The sequence below is a fragment of the Brachyspira pulli genome (genome assembly GCF_036997785.1).
In the GTDB taxonomy this organism is placed as follows: Bacteria; Spirochaetota; Brachyspiria; order Brachyspirales; family Brachyspiraceae; genus Brachyspira; species Brachyspira pulli.
In genome coordinates this window covers 1-21,124 of record NZ_JAWLQI010000058.1, presented here as the reverse complement: position 1 = coordinate 21,124, position 21,124 = coordinate 1, and the positions used below count along the sequence as shown (strand labels likewise).

General features: G+C 29.0%; 18 protein-coding genes and 2 pseudogenes. 3 read left to right on the top strand and 17 right to left on the bottom strand.

What is annotated here, in order from left to right; genetic code table 11:
* Window positions 1–197 precede the first annotated feature (197 nt).
* Together R4K56_RS11745 and R4K56_RS11740 are read right to left on the bottom strand one after the other, a co-directional pair.
* Window positions 198–1,247 (bottom strand): ankyrin repeat domain-containing protein, encoded by a 1,050-nt coding sequence (locus R4K56_RS11745; RefSeq protein ID WP_335772862.1) that lies wholly within the window; start codon window positions 1,245–1,247, stop codon window positions 198–200.
* A 77-nt stretch (window positions 1,248–1,324) separates the two neighbouring features.
* On the bottom strand, window positions 1,325–2,290 hold the full coding sequence (locus R4K56_RS11740) for a BspA family leucine-rich repeat surface protein (RefSeq protein WP_335772861.1): 966 nt from the start codon (window positions 2,288–2,290) through the stop codon (window positions 1,325–1,327).
* 96 nt (window positions 2,291–2,386) lie between these two features.
* On the opposite strand from R4K56_RS11740, the gene R4K56_RS11735 reads away from it, so the two are divergent.
* Together R4K56_RS11735 and R4K56_RS11730 are read left to right on the top strand one after the other, a co-directional pair.
* A complete protein-coding gene (locus R4K56_RS11735) occupies window positions 2,387–2,959 on the top strand; it encodes a GNAT family N-acetyltransferase (protein WP_335772860.1) in 573 nt (190 codons plus the stop codon).
* 25 nt (window positions 2,960–2,984) lie between these two features.
* Window positions 2,985–3,347 carry a methionine-R-sulfoxide reductase gene (locus R4K56_RS11730; RefSeq protein ID WP_335772859.1) on the top strand — a complete coding sequence of 121 codons (363 nt, stop codon included), beginning with the start codon at window positions 2,985–2,987 and terminating at the stop codon, window positions 3,345–3,347.
* 67 nt (window positions 3,348–3,414) lie between these two features.
* On the opposite strand, the gene R4K56_RS11725 is transcribed toward R4K56_RS11730, so the two are convergent.
* The 15 genes and pseudogenes from R4K56_RS11725 to R4K56_RS11655 all read right to left on the bottom strand — a co-directional run bounded on the left by R4K56_RS11725 (window position 3,415) and on the right by R4K56_RS11655 (window position 20,685).
* A complete protein-coding gene (locus tag R4K56_RS11725) occupies window positions 3,415–4,830 on the bottom strand; it encodes an alanine/glycine:cation symporter family protein (RefSeq protein ID WP_335772858.1) in 1,416 nt (471 codons plus the stop codon).
* Window positions 4,831–5,139: 309 nt separating this feature from the next.
* Window positions 5,140–6,315, bottom strand: a complete 1,176-nt coding sequence (gene grdD / locus R4K56_RS11720) for a glycine/sarcosine/betaine reductase complex component C subunit alpha (protein WP_335772857.1) — start codon at window positions 6,313–6,315, stop codon at window positions 5,140–5,142.
* Between the two features lie 11 nt (window positions 6,316–6,326).
* A complete protein-coding gene (gene grdC / locus R4K56_RS11715) occupies window positions 6,327–7,913 on the bottom strand; it encodes a glycine/sarcosine/betaine reductase complex component C subunit beta (protein ID WP_297298459.1) in 1,587 nt (528 codons plus the stop codon).
* A 141-nt stretch (window positions 7,914–8,054) separates the two neighbouring features.
* A complete protein-coding gene (gene grdB, locus R4K56_RS11710; protein ID WP_335772856.1) occupies window positions 8,055–9,353 on the bottom strand; it encodes a glycine reductase complex selenoprotein B in 1,299 nt (432 codons plus the stop codon).
* Between the two features lie 152 nt (window positions 9,354–9,505).
* On the bottom strand, window positions 9,506–9,976 hold the full coding sequence (gene grdA, locus R4K56_RS11705; RefSeq protein ID WP_335756962.1) for a glycine/sarcosine/betaine reductase complex selenoprotein A: 471 nt from the start codon (window positions 9,974–9,976) through the stop codon (window positions 9,506–9,508).
* Window positions 9,977–10,036: 60 nt separating this feature from the next.
* Window positions 10,037–11,323, bottom strand: a complete 1,287-nt coding sequence (locus tag R4K56_RS11700; protein ID WP_297298464.1) for a glycine/sarcosine/betaine reductase component B subunit — start codon at window positions 11,321–11,323, stop codon at window positions 10,037–10,039.
* A gap of 86 nt (window positions 11,324–11,409) precedes the next feature.
* A complete protein-coding gene (locus R4K56_RS11695) occupies window positions 11,410–11,532 on the bottom strand; it encodes a hypothetical protein (protein WP_335756963.1) in 123 nt (40 codons plus the stop codon).
* A 124-nt stretch (window positions 11,533–11,656) separates the two neighbouring features.
* Window positions 11,657–12,616, bottom strand: a complete 960-nt coding sequence (locus R4K56_RS11690) for an NAD(P)/FAD-dependent oxidoreductase (protein ID WP_297298469.1) — start codon at window positions 12,614–12,616, stop codon at window positions 11,657–11,659.
* A 28-nt stretch (window positions 12,617–12,644) separates the two neighbouring features.
* The gene (locus R4K56_RS11685) at window positions 12,645–13,043 is read right to left on the bottom strand and encodes a GrdX family protein (protein ID WP_335756964.1); all 399 of its coding nucleotides are present in this window, start codon (window positions 13,041–13,043) and stop codon (window positions 12,645–12,647) included.
* Between the two features lie 180 nt (window positions 13,044–13,223).
* Window positions 13,224–14,507 (bottom strand): APC family permease, encoded by a 1,284-nt coding sequence (locus tag R4K56_RS11680; RefSeq protein ID WP_335772855.1) that lies wholly within the window; start codon window positions 14,505–14,507, stop codon window positions 13,224–13,226.
* 50 nt (window positions 14,508–14,557) lie between these two features.
* Window positions 14,558–15,286, bottom strand: coding sequence for a gamma-glutamyl-gamma-aminobutyrate hydrolase family protein (locus tag R4K56_RS11675; RefSeq protein ID WP_335756966.1), 729 nt, complete (start codon window positions 15,284–15,286; stop codon window positions 14,558–14,560).
* Between the two features lie 529 nt (window positions 15,287–15,815).
* The gene (locus tag R4K56_RS11670; protein ID WP_335773185.1) at window positions 15,816–16,676 is read right to left on the bottom strand and encodes a histidinol-phosphatase; all 861 of its coding nucleotides are present in this window, start codon (window positions 16,674–16,676) and stop codon (window positions 15,816–15,818) included.
* Window positions 16,677–16,745: 69 nt separating this feature from the next.
* Window positions 16,746–18,083: pseudogene (locus tag R4K56_RS11665) on the bottom strand (MATE family efflux transporter).
* 91 nt (window positions 18,084–18,174) lie between these two features.
* On the bottom strand, window positions 18,175–19,065 hold the full coding sequence (locus R4K56_RS11660; RefSeq protein ID WP_335756968.1) for a DUF58 domain-containing protein: 891 nt from the start codon (window positions 19,063–19,065) through the stop codon (window positions 18,175–18,177).
* A gap of 471 nt (window positions 19,066–19,536) precedes the next feature.
* Window positions 19,537–20,685: an ankyrin repeat domain-containing protein gene (locus R4K56_RS11655; protein WP_335773212.1), complete on the bottom strand. Its 1,149-nt coding sequence runs from the start codon at window positions 20,683–20,685 to the stop codon at window positions 19,537–19,539.
* Window positions 20,686–20,835: 150 nt separating this feature from the next.
* On the opposite strand from R4K56_RS11655, the pseudogene R4K56_RS11650 reads away from it, so the two are divergent.
* A pseudogene (locus R4K56_RS11650) lies at window positions 20,836–21,124 on the top strand (MBL fold metallo-hydrolase); the annotation flags it as partial.

Here is a 21,124-nt window from a genome sequence, read left to right as displayed (position 1 = left end):
CAGTCCGCTCATATCAGTGATTAAACTTGTATCAATATCACCCAAATATATATTTTCATCTTGAACTAACTTTTGCAATTCTTCTTTTGTCTGAGGTTTGTATTTATGCATAATAATTTCTCCTATTTTTTATATATAATAAATAAAAATCAATTAAAAATATTTATATATTATTTATCATATTTAGAACTTCATCTTTATCTTTTATATTTTACATTTTCACATTTTATAGGATTAGGATTTAATAATACCCACTTAACAGCACTCATCTGCAGTTTAGCTATTTCATTTTCAGATTTTTCGGTTATGTTTTTAGATAATTCCTTTAAGTCATCTATATATTTTTCTTCTAAAGCATTGTAAGAAGACATATATTCTATAAAAGAATTAAGCATAATTCTATAATCTTTATTCCAATTTATAGCCCCATTATCAAGTATTTCATAACTCATTTTTCCGCTTATTCTTATAACTTCCCCTTGCAATGTAGAAGCATGTCCTTTTCCCGAAACAAGTAAATTCCATAATTCCTTATGAATACTCTGCCATTTTTTAGAAGTTGGAATTATTGGAGAAACTCCATCATAAACTATTTTTTTTGGTACTGCTTCAACATCAAATAAATTATAAAGTTTTGTTAATGCTTTATCCAAATCATCAATTAAATCTTTATTTATATCAGCTCTATAAAATTCAAAATTCTTCCCGATATTTGTAACATATTTTTTTATTTTTTCTTTATTTTCTATCTTCAAACCAGCATTTAATAAAATCTCCGATATTTTTACAGTATCAATAATATCTGCATTTCGGCATATTTTAAGTATAGTTTCTAATATATTAGAACCGCTTTTATCTTTAGTGTTAATATTAGGATTATATTTTAATAATTTTTCTATATTATCTGTTCTAAAAAGATAGGCTGCATAATGTAAATGTGTTTGTCCCTCATAATTTTTAGCTTCTATATCCGCACCTAATTCCATAATTAAATCTATATTATTTTTTATAGAAGCAGAATGATGATGCAAAGGTGTATTTTTATATATATCCTTATAATTAATATCAGCACCTCTTTCTATTAAATACCTTGCAATTTCTTCATTAATTTCAGGAAAAGATAATGCATTACATTTTGAATAATCACCATAAGCATTTACATCGCATTTATCTAATTCTTTTTTTATTTTTTCAATATCATTTTCTTCTAATAATTCTTGAAAATTTTTAGGCAATGTTTTTTTCATAATTATTCCTCTTAATTAGTATTATATAATATCAAATTATAATTAAAATAATATAACATATTTAATACTAAACTAAATCATTTTATTTTTGATTTTTGTTTATATCCATTTAAAATATTTTCTTTATCTTCAATCAATTCTTTTAATTCATCATAATAAGTATTCTCAAGTTTTTTAATAAAATCTTTAAGTTTATTATATTTAAGAACTTCTTTATATACTTCTTTTATATCGCAATTCTCAAGCATATTTAAAAGTTTTTTCTTATAATTGCCTCTTGCCGAAAAATAAACATTCAATATTGACTTCATATTATTATAAGAACTTGAAAAAATATCCTGAACATCGCAAGATTTATTAATAGTCCAATTATCTATTGACTGGTTAAAACTATCAGCATCTTTAAACATGTTCATCATATTTGTAACATTAAAAGTATTCCAATCATTAAGAGGCTGATTAAATTTATTTGCAAAGTTAAACATATAACTAGTATCTGTTGCATTAGAAATATTCCATTTATTTAAAGGCTGATTGAAATTAATACATGCATAAAAAACATAACGCATATCTTTCACATTAGATACATTCCAATTCTCTATATTTTGATTAAAGTTTTTACATCCATAGAATATACAATATAAAGTTTCTGCATTTGAAGTATTCCAGTTTGCCAAAGGCTGATTAAAATTAAGGCAATTATAAAACATAAAAGAAAAATTTGTTATATTAGAAGTATCCCATTGTTCTATATTTTGATTAAATATCGAACAATTTCCAAACATAGCCTGAACATTGTTAACATTAGAAATATTCCATTTATCAATAGGCTGATTAAAATTAACACACTCCCAAAACATATATGACATATTTTCTACATTTGAAACGTCCCAACATTCTATGCCTTCAAAATCTTTCATTGAACTCTCATAAAAAAGATTACTCATATCCGTAATTAAACTTGTATCTATATTACCCAAATATATATTTTCATCTTGTACTAATTTAATTAATTCTTCTTTTGTTTGAGGTTTATATTTCATAATACTATTTTCCTGACAATAATTTAAATAATTTTATATTCTTTTATATATTTTGCAATTTTTGATATTTTTAATATTCTAATATATAATATAGAAATGTTAATAAGACAAGCAACTACAAAAGATACATTATCTATATTATCAATATACTCTCAATATATTGATACCCCTATAACCTTTGAATACGATCTTCCAACAGAAAAAGAATTCAAAGAAAGAATAGAAAATATTCTTAAAACATATCCATATTTAGTATGTGAAGATAATAATAAAATAATAGGATACTGTTATGCACATAAATTTATGGAAAGAGAAGCATATAAGTGGAATGCAGAATTATCTATATATTTAGATAAAGAAAATAGATCTAAAGGAGTTGGAAAAAAATTATATTCAGCATTGATTGATATACTAAAATATCAAGGAATAAAAAATCTTTATTCAAAAGTTACATTTCCTAATATGCAAAGCGAAAAACTCCATAATCATTTCGGATTTAAAAATGTTGGTATACTTCATAATGTAGGCTATAAATGCGGAAAATGGCATGATATAATTATATTTGAAAAAAATATTTCTTCATATTGTGATTATCCAACAGATATTATTCCAATAAAAGAAATTTCAAATGAAACAATTCTTAATATTATAGAAAATGCTAAACAGTAAATATAGTAAATAAGGAGATAGCAGTATGGAAAAAATAAAATTAACAGAAGAAGAAAAAAATGTCATTATTTTCAAAGGCACAGAATATCCTTTCACAGGAGAATACAATAATTTTTTTGAAGAAGGAGTATACTGCTGCAAACAATGCGGTGCAGAATTATATCGTTCAGAAGATAAATTTAAATCACATTGCGGCTGGCCTAGTTTTGATGATGAGATAAAAGGAGCTGTAAGAAGATCACTAGACGAAGACGGATATAGAATAGAGATAACCTGCAGTAATTGCGGCGGACATTTAGGTCATGTATTTCAAGGAGAACATCTTACTGAAAAAAATACAAGACATTGCGTAAACTCTATATCATTAATATTTAAACCTAAAAAATAATTTAATATGTAAAAAATAGGACTTATATAAATATATATAAGTCCTCTAAAATATTAAATTTTATTAATTATTTATCTTTTTTGAATTTTTGATACTCATTATATAAAACAGAGACAGTGCCGCTTAAAGCTAGTACACCTATAATGTTAGGAATAACCATCATAGCATTGAAACAGTCAGCTAAAGACCATACTAAATCAACTTTTAAAGTAGAACCTATGAATATAAATATTATAGCAAGTAAAGAATATACTCTTACTGCTTTTTCACCAAATAAATATCTTATATTTTGTTCGCCGAAGAAATACCAAGCAATGATTGTAGAGAATGCAAAGAAAAATAAAGATATTGCTACAAACATAACACCTACAGTTCCAAATTTAGTTTTGAAAGATTCCTGTGCCAAACCTATACCTTTAAGTGTTTCTGGAATAGTAGCCTGAGTCACATTACTATTATATACTTGATCCAAAACTCCAGAAGTAAGCATTACTAAAGCAGTTAAAGTTACTATCATAAATACTGCCAATACCCCCATTATAGCAACTGCACCTTGCTCACATGGGTGTTCAACATCAGCTAAAGCATGAGCATGAGGAGTAGAACCCATACCAGCCTCATTAGAGAATAAACCTCTTGCAATACCTAAACGTACAGCATTCATTACAGCTATACCTATAGTACCTCCTACTACAGCCTCAGGATTAAAAGCACCTACAAATATCATTTGGAAAGCATGAGGGATTTTACTTGCATTAAGAATTAGGAAAATAACAGCACCTAATATATATAATACCCCCATTATAGGAACTATTTTTTCTGTAGTTTTAGCTATTCTTCCTATTCCGCCTAAAAATATAAATCCTGAAAGTACAGCAACTACTACGCCTACAATAATTTTGTTAACACCAAAAGCATTATTAAAAGCAACGCCTATAGAGTTTGACTGAACCATATTACCCATAAATCCTAAAGCAAGTATTATCAATATAGAAAATAATCCTGCTAAAAATTTACCGAAACTATTTTTGAATGCCTGCTTTAAATAATATGAAGGACCGCCTATCCATTTACCTTCTTTAGTTTTTTCTCTAAAACGGATAGCCAAACTAGCTTCAGCAAATATGGTAGCCATACCTAAGAATGAAGATACCCACAACCAAAATACAGCTCCAGGACCTCCTGCTAATAAAGCTGTAGCTGTACCTGTTAAATTTCCAGTACCAACCTGACCTGCTATAGAAGTAGCCAATGATTGAAAAGAACTGATTTTTCCCTCTTCTGCACCGCCTGATTTTTTTTCCGACTTTTTGAAACTGCGTTTAACACTATAAATAAATTCTCTTACCTGAACAAATTTCAATCTGAAAGTAAGAAATAGACCTGTACCTACTAGTAATATAATTAGTAAAGGATCCCATAAAAAACCAGCAACCTTATTAACTATTACTAATAATTGATCATTAAATTGTTCAAATGTCATAATTTTCTCCTCTTTTTTTAATTTGACAATAATAAAATTTTCATTATATTTTCTTACATATAATGAAATGAATTGGTAAAACTTACACTAATTAAATTTAATCAGTAATTACTAATTAATATCTATGTAGGATAAGTAATAAAATAAACTAAACGCATAATAAACTCCTATGATTTTTAATATATTAATGAAAATAAAAAATGGAAACACTAGATATTATTATCTAATATCTAATGTTTCCATAATTTGCAAAATTAGTAAAAAAAGTTACTATAATTGTAATTAGTCTTTATGATGGACAATCTTAACCTAAGATATAAATCCACCTTTTCTCAAAATATTTTCTGCATTTTCTTTATTCTTATCACTTACTAATATGATAGGCCCAGTACAACCCATACCAGACTCAGCATATATACCATTTTCCATTACTAATTCTACAGCTGCGTCTAAATCCATTACTTCTACACCAGGAATTTGTGCAGTTACAACTTCTTTAGCAACAGTAGGTTTAGCTTTTTCAGCACCTGAAGAAGCATTAGCTTTAGGTTTTAAACTTTCTAATATAGCATCAAAACCATACTTTTTAACTTCTTCTTCTTCTTTGTTCACTACATCTATCAAATTACCGCTGATACACTGATAAGCATATTCTATAGCACCAGCAATAACATTAGAACCAGAAGCTCTTGAAATAATGAATATAGGAGTTTTGAAACCAAATCCTATACCAGGACCATAACCATATCCTATAGCTTCATAGCTTCCGCCGCTATTGAAAGATGAGAACATTTTTATAAGAATGTTTCCTGTAAGAGAATCACAAACTATAACATCAACAGCACCAGTAATAAGGTCATTACCTCTTAATACAGCACCGCCGTCAGCACGATTTGAAGCACCGAATTTAATATTGTAGCCATTAGAAGCAAGTTCTTTTAAAGCTCTTTCTACAGTACGAGCAGAGTCAATATTTAATATACCAACTGTAGGCTCTTTAATACCGCAAGCTTTAGCTGTTATGATACCATAAATAGCATTTTTGAACATAGCTTGATCTCTAACAGTAGCTGAAGTACCTGTAGTAGTAGCAATATATGTTTCTTTACCATTAGCTTGAGATATAACTCTACCAACAGTAGATACACCTATAGGGAAAGGATAATGCATAGTAACGCAAGCATCTAACTCGCCTTTAGCAAGCATTTCTTCCATTAGTTTATGAGCTTTTTCATCGCAATCAGTTTCTATTGTTTGTAAACCAGTAGAATTTTTCTCACCAATCAAAACAACTTCAACATTTTTGTTTCTGCTCATAGCTATGACACCGCCAAGAGATACAGCCTCTGCACCATGTTCAGAACCTCTATTTGTAATACCAATACGTACTTTTTTACCAAATTGACCAGTTTCTAAAGCATTAGCAAGTGAAAGGAAAGTCTCTCCTATCATAGACTTTATAGCTGAATTAGAAGCATCACTCATCTAATACCTCCTTACTCACCTAACATAGTTTTAGCGAAATCTCTCATAGCATTAGCAATAAGTTTATTAACTTCTTCTTTTGAAACACCATCGCCAGTGCCTTTATCACCATTATTTTTCTCTATAATAACAGATATACCGTCAAATAAATTAGTCATTCTTCCTAAGAATAATGAACCTTTACCTATTAACATTATACGGTTAATTTTACCAGACATAATATCTTCAATAGCATAACCTAAATAAGGTACTCCTGATGGAATATGACCTTGAGTTGGAGCCCAACCAGACATACCATGTTTTTCAACAAATTCAGCTAATTGACTTCTGTCAAGATCGCCTTTTTTAACACCTATAGCAGCTATCATTTTGTAGTTAGCTTCAGGTACATCACCAGCACCAGCAGGTTTAGTTACATCTGGGTTTTGCATTTCAACAGTATATTTATCTATATCTGTAACTTTTAAGTTAGCTTTTTCTAATGGATTTACTATTAAAGAAGTCATAACAGCTTGAGGAGCAGAACCTGTAGCAACTGTATGTCTTCCAAGTATATCAGTTCTAATAACTGGGTGTACGCCATCGTTTTCACTGATTAATACAGCAAAAGCACCTAATATATCTTCGATGATAGGAAGATTTTTAGTTACATGGCTTTTACCATTCATACCTAATTTAGCAGTAGCACCACCAGCAACTATTACAACATTTTTGTAAGAACCAGCTTTAACTAATGAAGCAGCTGTTACTAAAGCATGTGAAGGAGCAGCACAGAATCCTCTGATATCAAAACCAGTAGTGTTAGGTATACCAGCAATCTCAGCTATACTTTTAGCAAAGTTACCGCCGCCTCTTTGGTTCATATCACCGCAAGCTTCTTCAGAACATTCAATAACTAAATCAATACTTTTAGGATCAACATTTTTCTTTCTGATAAGTTCTTTTAATGCCATTATACCAGAGGCTTTAACTGCTAAGTTTTCGAAGATAACATGTGCACTTAAGTTAATATCTACATCATGAGCTCTTTTTACACAACCAACTAATTTTTCATTGAAATACAAACCTTCTGCATGTTCTTCTTTCATTAGTTTTTCTATTTCTTCTATCTTAGTTTCACATTTTACTTGTGCTAAATCTTTTTTAATTTCATCTTCTGATTTATATTTAGATTCTACAGCAACATAAGCATCTCTCATTTTCTTTTCAAATTCTGCTTCTAAATATACTAATTCAAAAGTATCAGCTATTTTCATCATGAAAATGAATTCATCTTCAGCAAAGATTTCACCAAATTTACCATTTCTGTCACCTTTGCAAGGAACACCTATCCAGCTTCCGCCAGCTTTTTTAACTTCATCAGAAACTTGAGAAGCTAATTTTTTCAATTCTTCTGGGTGAAGATTACCAATATAAGTTTGGTTAGGAGCATAATTTACAACATCTTCAAAAGGTCTAAGATGTTCTTTAATTTTTTTTAAGTAATCAGAATTAGGATTAACTTCTCTTTCAACTGTTTGCGTAGTACCATTATTAATAACCATGTCAGGAGCATGTACTATGGCATAAGCAGCAGCTTTTAATACAGCATAACTCATCTTTTTAATCTCCAATTATTTAATTTTTATTTAATAAATTAAAAATAAGGGGACATACAAGTATAATTAAATATTTGTACTCCCCTTTTTTTATTTATACAATATAGTATATATAAATATTTTTAGTTTTCAACATTTAAATTATTCTTCAAAAACTGTTTGAGAATCTACAGGAGTTGATAAAGCTTTTAAAGCTCTTTCAACTAATTTACGTCTTAATTTTTTCTCATCCTCTTTAGATAAGTTTGGATTACCTAGTGGGTGAGGTATAGCAACAGCAGGAACTATTCTGTTAGCACCAACTGTTAAAGAAATAGGAACAATAGTACAAATATGAACTACAGGTATTCCAGTAGCTTCTATTGCTTTTACCATCGTTGCACCGCAACGAGTACAAGTTCCTCAAGTAGATGTTAAGATAACAGCTTGAACTCCATCTTTAACTAAAGTCTGAGCAAATTCAGTGGCAAACGCTTTAGAATTTTTAACTGAAGTACCATTACCAACTGTAGTGTAATAGTATGGATAAAGCTCTCCTATTTTGCCTTCTTTTTGTATTTCCTTTAATACATCAACAGGTAATACTCTGTTAGGGTCTTGGTTAGCATAAGTAGGGTCATAACCACCATGAGCTGTTTCGCCCATATCATCTATAGAATATCTACCATATTTTGAAGCAGAAGAAGATTCTATGTGGTCTGGGTTACCAGATGGTACTATACCACCGCTTGTAACTATAGCTATTTTAGCTTTAGTCATATCTTTAATAGCTTCACCAGGAGTAACTCTGTCGAAGTCTGGCATTGGATATTCTGTAGTGAATGCTTCACCTTTAAGTTTTTGTATAAGCATATCAACAGCTCTTTCAGCACCAACTTTATCTCTGAATAATACTTTACGTATACCTCTTGGGATATAGCCTTCTGCTTCTGGAGCACCAATTTCTTCTTTCTTAAGAAGTTTAGCAGCTAATTTAGCTACAACTGGTAATGCATTTCTCATACCAGCAGCAGAATCTTTAGTAGAAACGATATAAACATCTTTCTTGAACATATCTGCACCTGGGTTTTCAACATACATACCAGTAACAGCTGGGATTTTTAATTCATCTTGTACCATTTTAGCAACAGTACCGCAAGCTGTACCATAACGACCAGCATTAAAAGCAGGACCAGCAATTACTAAATCTGGGCTATAGCTTTTAATCATGTCTAAAACTTCTTTTTTAGCTTTTTCTAGGTTTTCGTTGAAATAAGAGTCACCGCAAATAACTGTAGCAACTATTTCAGCATCAACACCTACTTTCTTTAATTCGCCTTGTAATCCAGCACCTGGACCTACAACTCCATCTCTTTTTTCTGGAGCTATATCAGCTTTTTCTTCTCCACCAATATTAGCAAAGAACTGATTAATGTAATGTACAATTTTATATTGTGGCATTTAAGCCTCCTATTTTTTAATGTAAGGCAACCAAATATTTGAAATATCAGGCTGCCGATTTTTTAAAAAACCAAACTGGTTTTAATTACAATGGATTTTTTTATTTTTAGAGAATTTGTTTTTATAAAAATTATTAAGTATTAGTTGTATTATTAGTTTTTGTTTTCTTCACGCATTCTTTTCATTTCTGCGATGATTTCTTCTACATTTAATGTCATTTCTGCCATACCAATTTGTTCATCGTAAACAGCTGAATCTACTGCTTCTTTGAATTCTGGTTCTACAGCATGATATGCATCTAAATGTAAAGCAACATTAGCTAAAGCACCAGCATAAGTAGGGTCACCTAACATTACTGTTTCAGCAGCTAAACCGCTAGCTTCTGCTTCTGCTGCACCAAATAATACTACTAAATTCTCCTTACCAAATTTTTCTGCAAATTCTTTAATTCTCTTTTGATTCTCTAAATCCATCGCTCCTGCGGCTGTTCAAACGAAACACTCCGTAGCAGCAAACAAAACTTCTGCGTCACTTACTGTTTCAACGCAAGCTTTGATAGCTTCTCCAGGAATGCCGTCTCTATCGCCAATGATAATTACTTTTTTACCATTTAAAATACTCATGGCTTTCCTCCTAAAAAATTTTGTTTTTATATTTTAAAAAATCAGCATCACAAAACTAAATTATAGTCCTGTAGCACTAAATTTATTAAAACCTAATTCGTTAGTAGCACCTGTAATAACTTGTAATTCTGCTTCAATAGAACCATCTGGTTTTAATGAACCATCGAAACCACCAGCTATTTTATCTGTATAATCTAACATACCTATTACTTTATCCATTTTTGGTAAGTTGATAACTATATTAGCATTACCAGCTGTTACTACTGCATTTGCTGATACATCTGAATCTGCTAAAGATTGAGAAGAACCATCTCTACCAGCATATTCATCTGTTATGATACAAGTTTTAATTCCGAATGCTTCTGCTTTTCTGCAGTTCATTATTAAGTCAGCATCTGGGTTACCAAATCCTTCTTCAGATATGATTACTGCATCTAATCCGAAATATTTAGCTAATTTTGATGACCAATCTGAAGAACGTACTTTATCAGCTAAAAATACGTTTTCATTAGTTATTATAACACCCATAAAGTTGATGTCTTTACCATGTTTTTCATATAAAGCTTTGATTACTGGGTTGTTTAAGTGGTGATAAGTAGTGTTTTTATCGCAAGCTGATACACAGTTACCGCTTACAATAGCACCGTCCATTACTTCTGTTGGATAAATGAAAGTTGGAACTATTTTCTTAGCATCAACACCATAAACATAAGTATCATGTAATAAACCTTGAGTTTGAAGCATATATACATAACCTACTTTTGGTAAGTTTGGATACATAGCAGCTTGTTCAAATATAGGTTTAGTTTCATAAGTAAATGTTTGATCTGGTTTTACTTCTTTAGCTAATTTACCTAAATAAGAAGCAACTCTTAAACCTGCACCTCTTACTGCAGCTTCATAATCATGTTTTTCTATAGGCTCTACTGGCTCTATAACTAAACATAAGTTATTAAGTTTAGAAAATGGTGTATAATCAGCACCAGGACCAGACATATCGATGATACCTTCTTGGAAACCTACTATTTTACCGCAAGTAACAACAGCAGCACCTTTTAATACATTAGTTTTACCTTCACCTACTGTATCTACTTTAGATATCATGCCAGGGAATACTCCGCCCTTGCCTTCAACTTTTACTCTAGGTTCGATTACGTCTTTTACTGGTGTAATACGTACTGATTCACCAGGACGAGCTACATCGATTTTTACACTTTTTAATTTGTCATCTTCAAGTACAATCTTTGTAACTTCTTCTTCGTTTACATAGAGTACACCGTTCTCGACTTTTGAAATTTTGTCAAGCTTTATATCTTTAATATAAATCTCGCCTACCTCTAACTTCATATAGTCTCCTTTATTTTTTATTTTTTTATTTAATAAATTTAGTTATGTTTCAAACCAATAAAAAAGAGCAGAATGCATATTTATAATTAATATGCTTTCCACCCTTCATCTTTTACAAAAAATTCCAATAAACGAATTCCAATACCTGAGAAATTTATCATTTGCAAAGCACATAATTCAAACATAGAATTATTACTAAAGTTGTTCATTGCACCGCAAGATAAATTAGTTACTCAGCCATTAAATTTCATTATATCTTCCTTCCTTAAATCTTTATAATTTATATTGTAAATATAACATTTTTTTTATTTTTATTAATAATTTTTTTTATATTTACTCTGAATATTTTTCTTCTATGTATTTATTTGCAGAAATAGCAGCTATAGCACCATCAGCTGTAGCAGTAATAACTTGTTTCAACATTTTTGGTCTTAAGTCTCCGCAAGCAAATACACCTTCTACATTTGTTTTCATTTCTTCGTCAGTAATGATGTAACCATCTTTCATTTCAACTTTACCTTCAAATAATTTTGTCAAAGGTACATAACCAACAAATATAAATACACCAAATGTACCATCATTTTCATCTGCTTTATATTCATAAGTTTCACCAGTTTCATTATTTAAGAATATAGCAGATTCAACAATACCATCACCTTTAAGCTCTAAAAGTTCTGTTCTGAATTTGATTTCTACTTTTGGATTAGCTTTTGCTTTTTCTTCTATAGAGTTAGCACAACGTACATAATCTTTTCTAACTATTAATGTTACTTTTCTAGCAAATTTAGATAAGTACATAGCTTCTTCTACTGCTGTATCACCACCGCCGATACAGAATACCTCTAAGCCCTCAAAGAAGTTAGCATCACAAGTAGCACAATAAGAAACACCTTTACCAGTGTATTCTAATTCACCTTTACAACCTAATTTTCTAGGCTGAGCACCTGTAGCTATTATAACAACTTTAGATTGATAAACTGTACCATCAGAAGTTTTTACTTCTTTAACTTTACCATCTAATTTTACATCAACTACTTCTTTATGCTCTATTTCAGCACCGAATTTTTTAGCTTGTGCTATCATTTTATTGATAAGATTTTTAGGGTGTCTGCCCTCTTCTTCTTCCTCAAAGAAACCAGGATAGTTAGCTATTTCGTCAGTTATACTAATTTGTCCGCCGAAACTGCCTTTTTCAAAAAGAATTGTTTTTAATCTAGCTCTAGCAGAATATATACCAGCTGCTAAACCAGATGGACCACCACCTATTATAATACAGTCATATAAATTACTCATTTATAATCTCCTTACAAAATTCCTATTATTATAAAATACTCTCTATAGCTCCGACAACAAGTTTATAATCTATCAACTTGAAATCCTCATCTATAGTTTCAGTAAGTTTTCTTCTTGGCTTATCTAAAAAATTCTTAGTCAATGCAATAGAATTTTCTATTAAATCTAATGATTCCAAATCAAGAACACCATCATTATTAGAAAGAACTATACTTTTATATGGGGTGTCATAAGGCTTAATACTGCTTACTATTGGGTGAGTTAAGAGTTTATAGTTCAAATGTATATAATCTCTAGCCTTATAAAGTATACCCATAAAATCCAAATCCGGTAAATAAATGACTTGTATATTTCTGCTATTTACCTCATTAAAGATTTTTGGATTATTAGTTATTAATATATTATTTTTAGTATTACTTACTTCCATATTACATATATATGATATATCATTTTAAAGATTTGTCAAGATATTATTAACACAATACCCTATTTTATTTAAAAAATATTTAAATAAAATAAAGTATTACCATTTATAGTATTACGTTATACAACTGTTTTTTAACATAAAAAAGCATTATTATGTACACAAAACAGAACATTTTTCGCATTATTTTTTATTAGTTTTCTTCATTATGAAGTAAATAACTGCACCTATTACTAATCCGCCTAAACCAAATATAATTTTCTTCAAATCTGATTGTGATAATAACCATAAACTAACAACTGTAGCAATTATAGGTATTACAGGTCCAAGAGGAAGTACAAAACCTCTTTCCATATTTGGAGATTTTTTCCTCATTACAGGCACTGCCAAACAAGTTGGTATATATTGAGCAAAACGTGATACTACACTTATAGCTGCTAATGTAGTGAAACTTCCTGTTAATGTTACTAAAGCTGTCAATACAACTGATATTATTACTGCCACATAAGGTACATCTTTTGAATTTCTTTTTGAAATAAAACTTGGTAGCTGATGTTCATCTGACATAGCAACTCCAGCTCTTGGAGTTAAGAATGAAGAAGCTATATTTATACCGCCTATGGATATCAAAGTTCCTGCAGTTACCATAGCCCCTGCCCATTTGCCTAAAAACTTCTCTGCTGCTGTAGCCACAGGAGTACTTGTTGTTGCTAATGATGCTCCCAATATACCTATACTATTTACTTGTATAAGTATATATATTATAGCAACCAATATTAAAACTATACATATAGCTAATGGAACATTCTTCTTAGCATTGTCCATATCTCCTGCTGCAACACCTATAGATTCAAAACCTGTGAAAGCATAGAATATAAGCAATGCTGCACTTCCAAATGTACCTTTTAATACAACTTCACCAGTTTCAGATACAGGATTCACGAAATTTTCGCCTTTTATAAAGAAAATACCTACTGTAACGAACAATATTAAAGGTATTAATTTACCTGTAGTAACAATATTATTCATTATTTTGGATATTTTTACACCCATAATGTTCATTATACCGAGCAATACAAGTATAGTTATAGCTATTATTTTTTGTACAACCGGATTTTGTGCTGGCTCCCAAACTGCTCCTAATGCTGTAGGAAATCCCATAGCCATAGCAGCCCAAGCAATTATACTTATAGCCCATTTCATTATACCTACTTCAAATCCTACAAAATCACCAAATGCATCTTTAGCATAAAGGTAAGGGCCTCCATTATTTTTATACATTCCGCCCATTTCTGCAAAACATAATGCTATACTTATAACTAAGAAAGCATCGAAAACTATTACTGCAATACTTGTTACACCAACTTCAGCATAAGCCTGATTAGGTAATAAAAAGATACCTGTTCCAACTATTGCATTTATACCAAGTAATATTATACTAAATAATCCTAATTTGTTTGATGACATAGAAACTCCTTATTTTCTATTTACTCAAGAATAGATGATAATAATAAAAATCACTTTTTCGCTTTTGAAACTAATTTTTTGAAAATATTCAAAGCAAAATCATAATAAGCATGCATCATTTCTGGGTGAAACTGCACACCAAGAACAAAATTACCATCTTCCATATATTCTATACTTTCAACCACACCGTCTTTAGAGTATGCTGTAGCAATTAATCCTTTACCTAATTCTTTAACAGCTAAATGGTGGAAAGAATTAACTCTTACACTTTCTCCAACTATTTCTCTTATGACACTGCCCTCTTTAGTGTCAATAGTATGAGTAGCTTCATAAGGCTTAGCACTTTGTGAATGTTTTATATAACAATCCTTTATAAAAGATAAATCCTGATATAAACTTCCTCCAAATGCTACATTGATAATTTGACAGCCTCGGCATATACCAAGTATTGGCTTTTTCATCTCTAAAGCGTACTTAACCATTTTTATTTCATGATTATCTCGCCTAGGAAATATTCTGCCTAATTTTGAAGTAATTTCTTCACCCCAATAAATAGGATCAACATCATATCCCCCAGACAAAACTACCCCATCGACATGGGATATCTGCTCCTTTATATCCTCATCATTGTCTATCATAGGTACAATATAAGGAACACCACCAGCTCTTGATACAGAAAGAACATAATCATCATTTACATAAGCTCTTTCGTATCCTGAAAACACACCGTCATTCTCATTACTTAGAATACTTCCGCTTATTCCTATTATAGGTTTCATATTAACTCCAAAGTTGATTTTTTTATACCTACTTATAGTATAAGAAATTGTTATATCATATTCAAGTTATATAGAACATAAATTTATTTTTTATCATATTTATTTCATTTTTATGTATAAAATATGTATAATATTGGTAAATATTTACAATAGATATTAACATAATATATTTTTATTCCAAACATTACTATAACAAGAATCACATAACTATATAAAATAATATTACAAATAATCATGATTTTTATATATTTTTTACAATATAAATTCAAATGATAAGCAAATTAAAAATTCATTTATAAATATAGAAAATAAAATAATTCTCTATATTCGCTTGTAAATGTGATAAAATATAGAATTATACTGATTGATTATAATTGATTGATATATTTACTTATGAACAATATATTAGTATATAAAAATACTTAATATACAATACTTGTATAGAAAGCAATAAAAATTTAATATAGTATGTATTAAATATATTAATTTTTGCAAAGAAAACAAAATAATTTATAATAATTTTTACAGATTAATTTACTTTTTTAAGGACATCATTAATATCAATATCTTTAAAAGAATTATCTATTAACATTTTTATAGATTTCACACCTATATTTTTTAATTGTTCAACTGCCTCAGAATAAAAATAATCTAAACCGTTAATAGAATGTGCATCTGTATTAATAGTTAATGGTATATCTCTTTTTAATATTTCTTTAATAGTGTTTATATTAGGATAACAAGCATTCATATTATCTTTACTCATTTTTCTAGTATTAACTTCAATAATGCAATCACTATCCTTTATAACATCTAAAACTTCATTAACTTTATCTAAATACCAATCTTCTTCTTCTGTGAAATAATCTTTATTAAAATTATATTTTCTTGGTAAATCCAAATGACCTACAATATCCGGTTTCTGATTTTTAACCATTGATATCACATTATCAAAATATAATTCAATAACTCTTTTTACCCCATTAAAATGTTGTAAAACTTCATCAAATTTTGACTTTGACATATCTATAGAAAAATATTTTTTATTATTTACATCACTGTCATCGCATATACAATGCACTGAACCTATTCTATAATCTAAATGCATATCTTTATCTGTTTCTTTATTAAGATTAGAATAAAAATCCCCTTCTATACCGGCATATATTTGTATTTTATCTTTATAAATTTCTTTATATTTTTTTATATCTTCCAAATATTTTATAGTATTTTCTTGAGACATGCAGCCTTCATCAAAATAAAGATATGAATGTCCGGAAAAACCTAAACTGATAAATTCTTTTTCTATAGCATATAATATATTTTCCTCTATAGAATTTTGACCGTCACAATATATAGAATGAGTATGCAAATTAGATATATATTTCATTTTGTATCCTTAATAATAAAGTTTTCAAATTATAAACATTGATTTAATTTTGTAAATAGTAATATAAAATTATTTCTTTAATTTAAAAGCATATTTATGAAAATAAATGCAAGTAGGAAGTATGCCAAGAGCCCAGCCAACAGGATTAGCAAACCAAACACCTATATAACCAAAAGGTATAGATAGAAGCAAAGAACCTCCTATCTTTATAACTATTTCTGTAATTCCAGATATTAAAGGTATAAATGCATTTCCAATAGCCCTTATAGAATTATTATATAAAAGTATTATTGCTAAAAATGGGAAAAATGCTGATGATATTCTTAAATATCCCTTACATATTTCAGCTATTACATCTACATATTGATCATTTTTTGATATAAATAATTTAACTAAATGATCACCGAATAAAAATATAATAACTGCTGCAAGTATGCTTAAAGTCAAAGATAATATTATAATACTTTTAAAACCCTCTTTTATTCTGTCAATTTTTTGTGCTCCATAATTCTGAGCAACATAAACAGCAAAGGCTTCTGATACAACAAAATAAGCCATTGATGCAAATTGAATTATTCTATTTCCTGTTGTATATGATGCCACAACATTAGTACCAAAAGTATTAACTACTCCGCTTATAATCATTTCTCCTATTGATAAAAATACTGATTGTATGCTCATAGAAGCACCAATTTTTACTATCATAAGTAAATTTGAAGAATCGAATATCATATCTTCTTTATTTAATTTTAATATTGGAAACTTCTTTATAATATAAAATACACTCAAGAAAGCAGAAATCATTTGAGATACTACTGTAGCTATTGCCACACCAGCAACATTCATTTTTAATAAAGCGACAAACAGCAAATCTAATATAATATTCAAAATTGTAGTAAGTATCAAAAAGTATAACGGAGTTTTACTATCACCTAAAGCCCTTAATATACTGGCTGCTCCATTATAAATAAGCTGACCAAAGGATAAACCAACACATATTTTTAAATATATTACAGAATTATCTATAATATCAGAAGGAGTTTTTAATAAAATCATTAAAGGTCTTTAAAAAAACAAACCAAATATTAAAAGTATTACAGAACTAAATAAAGTTACATATATAGAGTTTAAAAAGGTTCTTTTAAGCATAGTTTCATTTTTAGCACCAAAGAACTGCCCCATTACTATAGAAAAAGCATTAGTAAAACCTATAGCAAATGATAAGAAGAAAAACATTGTAGAAGTAGTTGCTCCTATAGCTGCTAAAGCTCTGGAGCCTACAAATTTACCTATTATAATGGTATCGGTAACACCATAAAATTGCTGAAATATCCCTCCTATAAGCATAGGAAGAGAAAAATATATTATTGTCTTGAATGGACTTCCGACAGTCATATCTTTTGTCATAATAAAACTCTAAAATATAAAGTCTAAAATTTAGATAGCATATTATATATCATAAATAAAAATAATGAAAAGCGATATTGTTAATAAAAAATTATTTTCTTCTTCTTTTCATAAAGAATTTCATAACTTCGCTAACATAATCGCTAGATGTATCAAGGACAATCTTTTCTATAGAATTTCTTTTAAGAAAATCTAATCTATCTTGCATAATTTTATTTTGTTCATTGAAATATTCTTCGCGTATACGTTTATTTGACATATCAAAATATACATAATCTTCATTTTCTAAATCTGACAACACCAATGTACCGCCGAAATTAGGTAAATGATATTCCAAATCATCATTAACTAAACATACAATGAAATCATGACGTTTTCTAGTAATATCTATTTCCTTTTTAGGAAGCTCTGCACAAGAATCTGTAACTAAAAAAGTAATACTGTCTCTTTTTTGTATTCTATTAAAATATTCCAAAGCATTGGCAATATTAGTATTTGTACTTTTAGGCTCGAATTCTATAAGCTCTCTTATTATTCTAAGCACATGATTTCTGCCTTTATTCAAAGGTATAAATTTTTCAACTATATCAGTAAATATTAAAAGTCCAACTTTATCATTATTTTTTAAAGCTGAAAAACTAAGCAAGGCACTAAGCTCAACAATCAAATTATGTTTTGTTTTTGTGAATCCAAAATCAGTTGAAGCGGAAAAGTCAGCAAGTATTATAACACTAAGTTCTCTTTCCTCTCTAAAACGCTTTATAAAAGGTTCATTATATCTGGCACTAACCTTCCAGTCCATAGCCCTTACATCATCGCCTACAGTATATTTTCTCACTTCATCAAATTCTATACCATGACCTTTAAAAGCAGAATGATACTGTCCTGAAAAATAAGAATTTACTATTTTTGATGTTTTTATCTCTATTTGTCTAACCGACTTCAATAATTCCTGAGTTGTTACATTACTATCTTTAAACATTTACTACCTATTACTTTTTTAATATAATTAATATTACATTATTAAACAATAAAAAACAATAGCAGTTAAATATAAGTTTATATATAAATTATGTTATTAATTTTGAAGCGATAAACGAGCAGCTGATAACTTTAGTTGTCAGCTACATTTAAGCGAGTTTATCGCTAGCAATAATAAGAAATTATTGTTTTTTATTATATTTAATATTACTAATATAAGTTTATATATAAATTATGTTATTAATTTTTGAAGCGATAAACGAGCAGCTGATAACTTTAGTTGTCAGCTACATTTAAGCGAGTTTATCGCTAGCAATAATAAGAAATTATTGTTTTTTATTATATTTAATATTACCAATATAAGTTTATATATAAATTATGTTATTAATTTTGAAGCGATAAACGAGCAGCTGATAACTTTAGTTGTCAGCTACATTTAAGCGAGTTTATCGCTAGCAATAATAAGAAATTATTATTTAGCACCATTTGATTTTAAGAAATCAGCCATTTCCTGCTGTTCTTTTTCTTGTGCAATTATTAAAGCAGTTTTTCCATTAGGAGATTTATAATTAATATCAGCCCCAGCATCTAATAATACCTGAGCCATTTCTATATTTCCTTTTAAAGCAGCACCCATCAATGCAGTGTACCCTTCTTTTGTTGCGGCTTCTATATCAGCTTCAGCATTAATCAAAGTTTCAACTATAACTATATGATCCTCTATAGAAGATACTATTAATGGAGTATAACCTACATTATTAGGCATATTCACATCGGCATTATATTTGATTAACTCTTTTACAACATCACTATATCCATCTATACATGCAGCCAATATAGGAGTAGTACCATCATCAGATTTTATATTTACATCAGCACCGCTTTTTAATAATTCTTTTAAAACATCTAATTTTCCGAGTCTTGCAGCATATATTAATGCACTTCCTCCATTAGAACCTTTTTCGTTTATATTAGCACCAGATTTTATAAGAGTTTTAACAATATTTACATCTCCTATAATAGCTCCCATCATTATAGCAGTGTCTCCAAAATTGTTTTTTTCATTAGGATTAGCACCTAATTTTACAAGCTCTTTAACAACATTAGCATATCCGCTATCAGAAGCTACCATAAGAGGAGTGCTTCCATTAACATCTTTAACATTTATATTAGCTTTGGCATTAATGAGTGTATTAAGTATTGATAAATCCCCATTAACAGCAGCCCACATAACAACTGTCCAGCCATCTTGATTTCTAGCATTCAAATCAGCACCGCTATTTATAAGCTCTTTCACAGTACTGCTTTTACCTTCCAATACTGCAGCCATTATTGGTGTATTTCCAAAACTATTACCCATATTTATATCAGCACCATTTGCTATAAGCTCTTTTACTATTTTATCATAACCAAGCAAAGATGCCCATATTAAAGGAGTATTTCCTTCAGCATCTTTAACATTAACATCTGCTCCATTTTTTATTAATTTTTTCAAACTTTCTATATTATTGTTTGCAATGGCTTTTATTATTGGTATATTAACAGGAGGTTCCTGAGCCTCTTGAGAATACAAAATATTTACAGATAACAGCAAAATTACAAAAAACAACTTTCTTAACATAACACATTCCAAATAAAGAGATTGATTTATTATAACATATTATGTAATCATTAGTATATCATTTTTTTATTTTTTTTTATATAAAATCATATTGACAATAATACGTATACGTACTATTATTATAACATCGATACTTCAAGGAGGTTTAAATTGATTAATTTATTACAAAAAACTTTTTTCATTTATTTAATTTTCATTTTTTCGGTATTTGCTGCTGAAAAAACTCCAATGGATTACCTAAATGATAACACTCCTTTAAAACCTACAAAAGTATTTGATAATGTATACTGTATAGGAACTGTGAGTGTTGTTGCTTGGGTAATCAATACTTCTGATGGTCTAATATTAATAGACTCTATGTGGGATAACAGAGATGCAAAACTTATAGAAGAAGGCATAAAAAATTTTGGATTAGACCCTAAAAATTTAAAATATACTG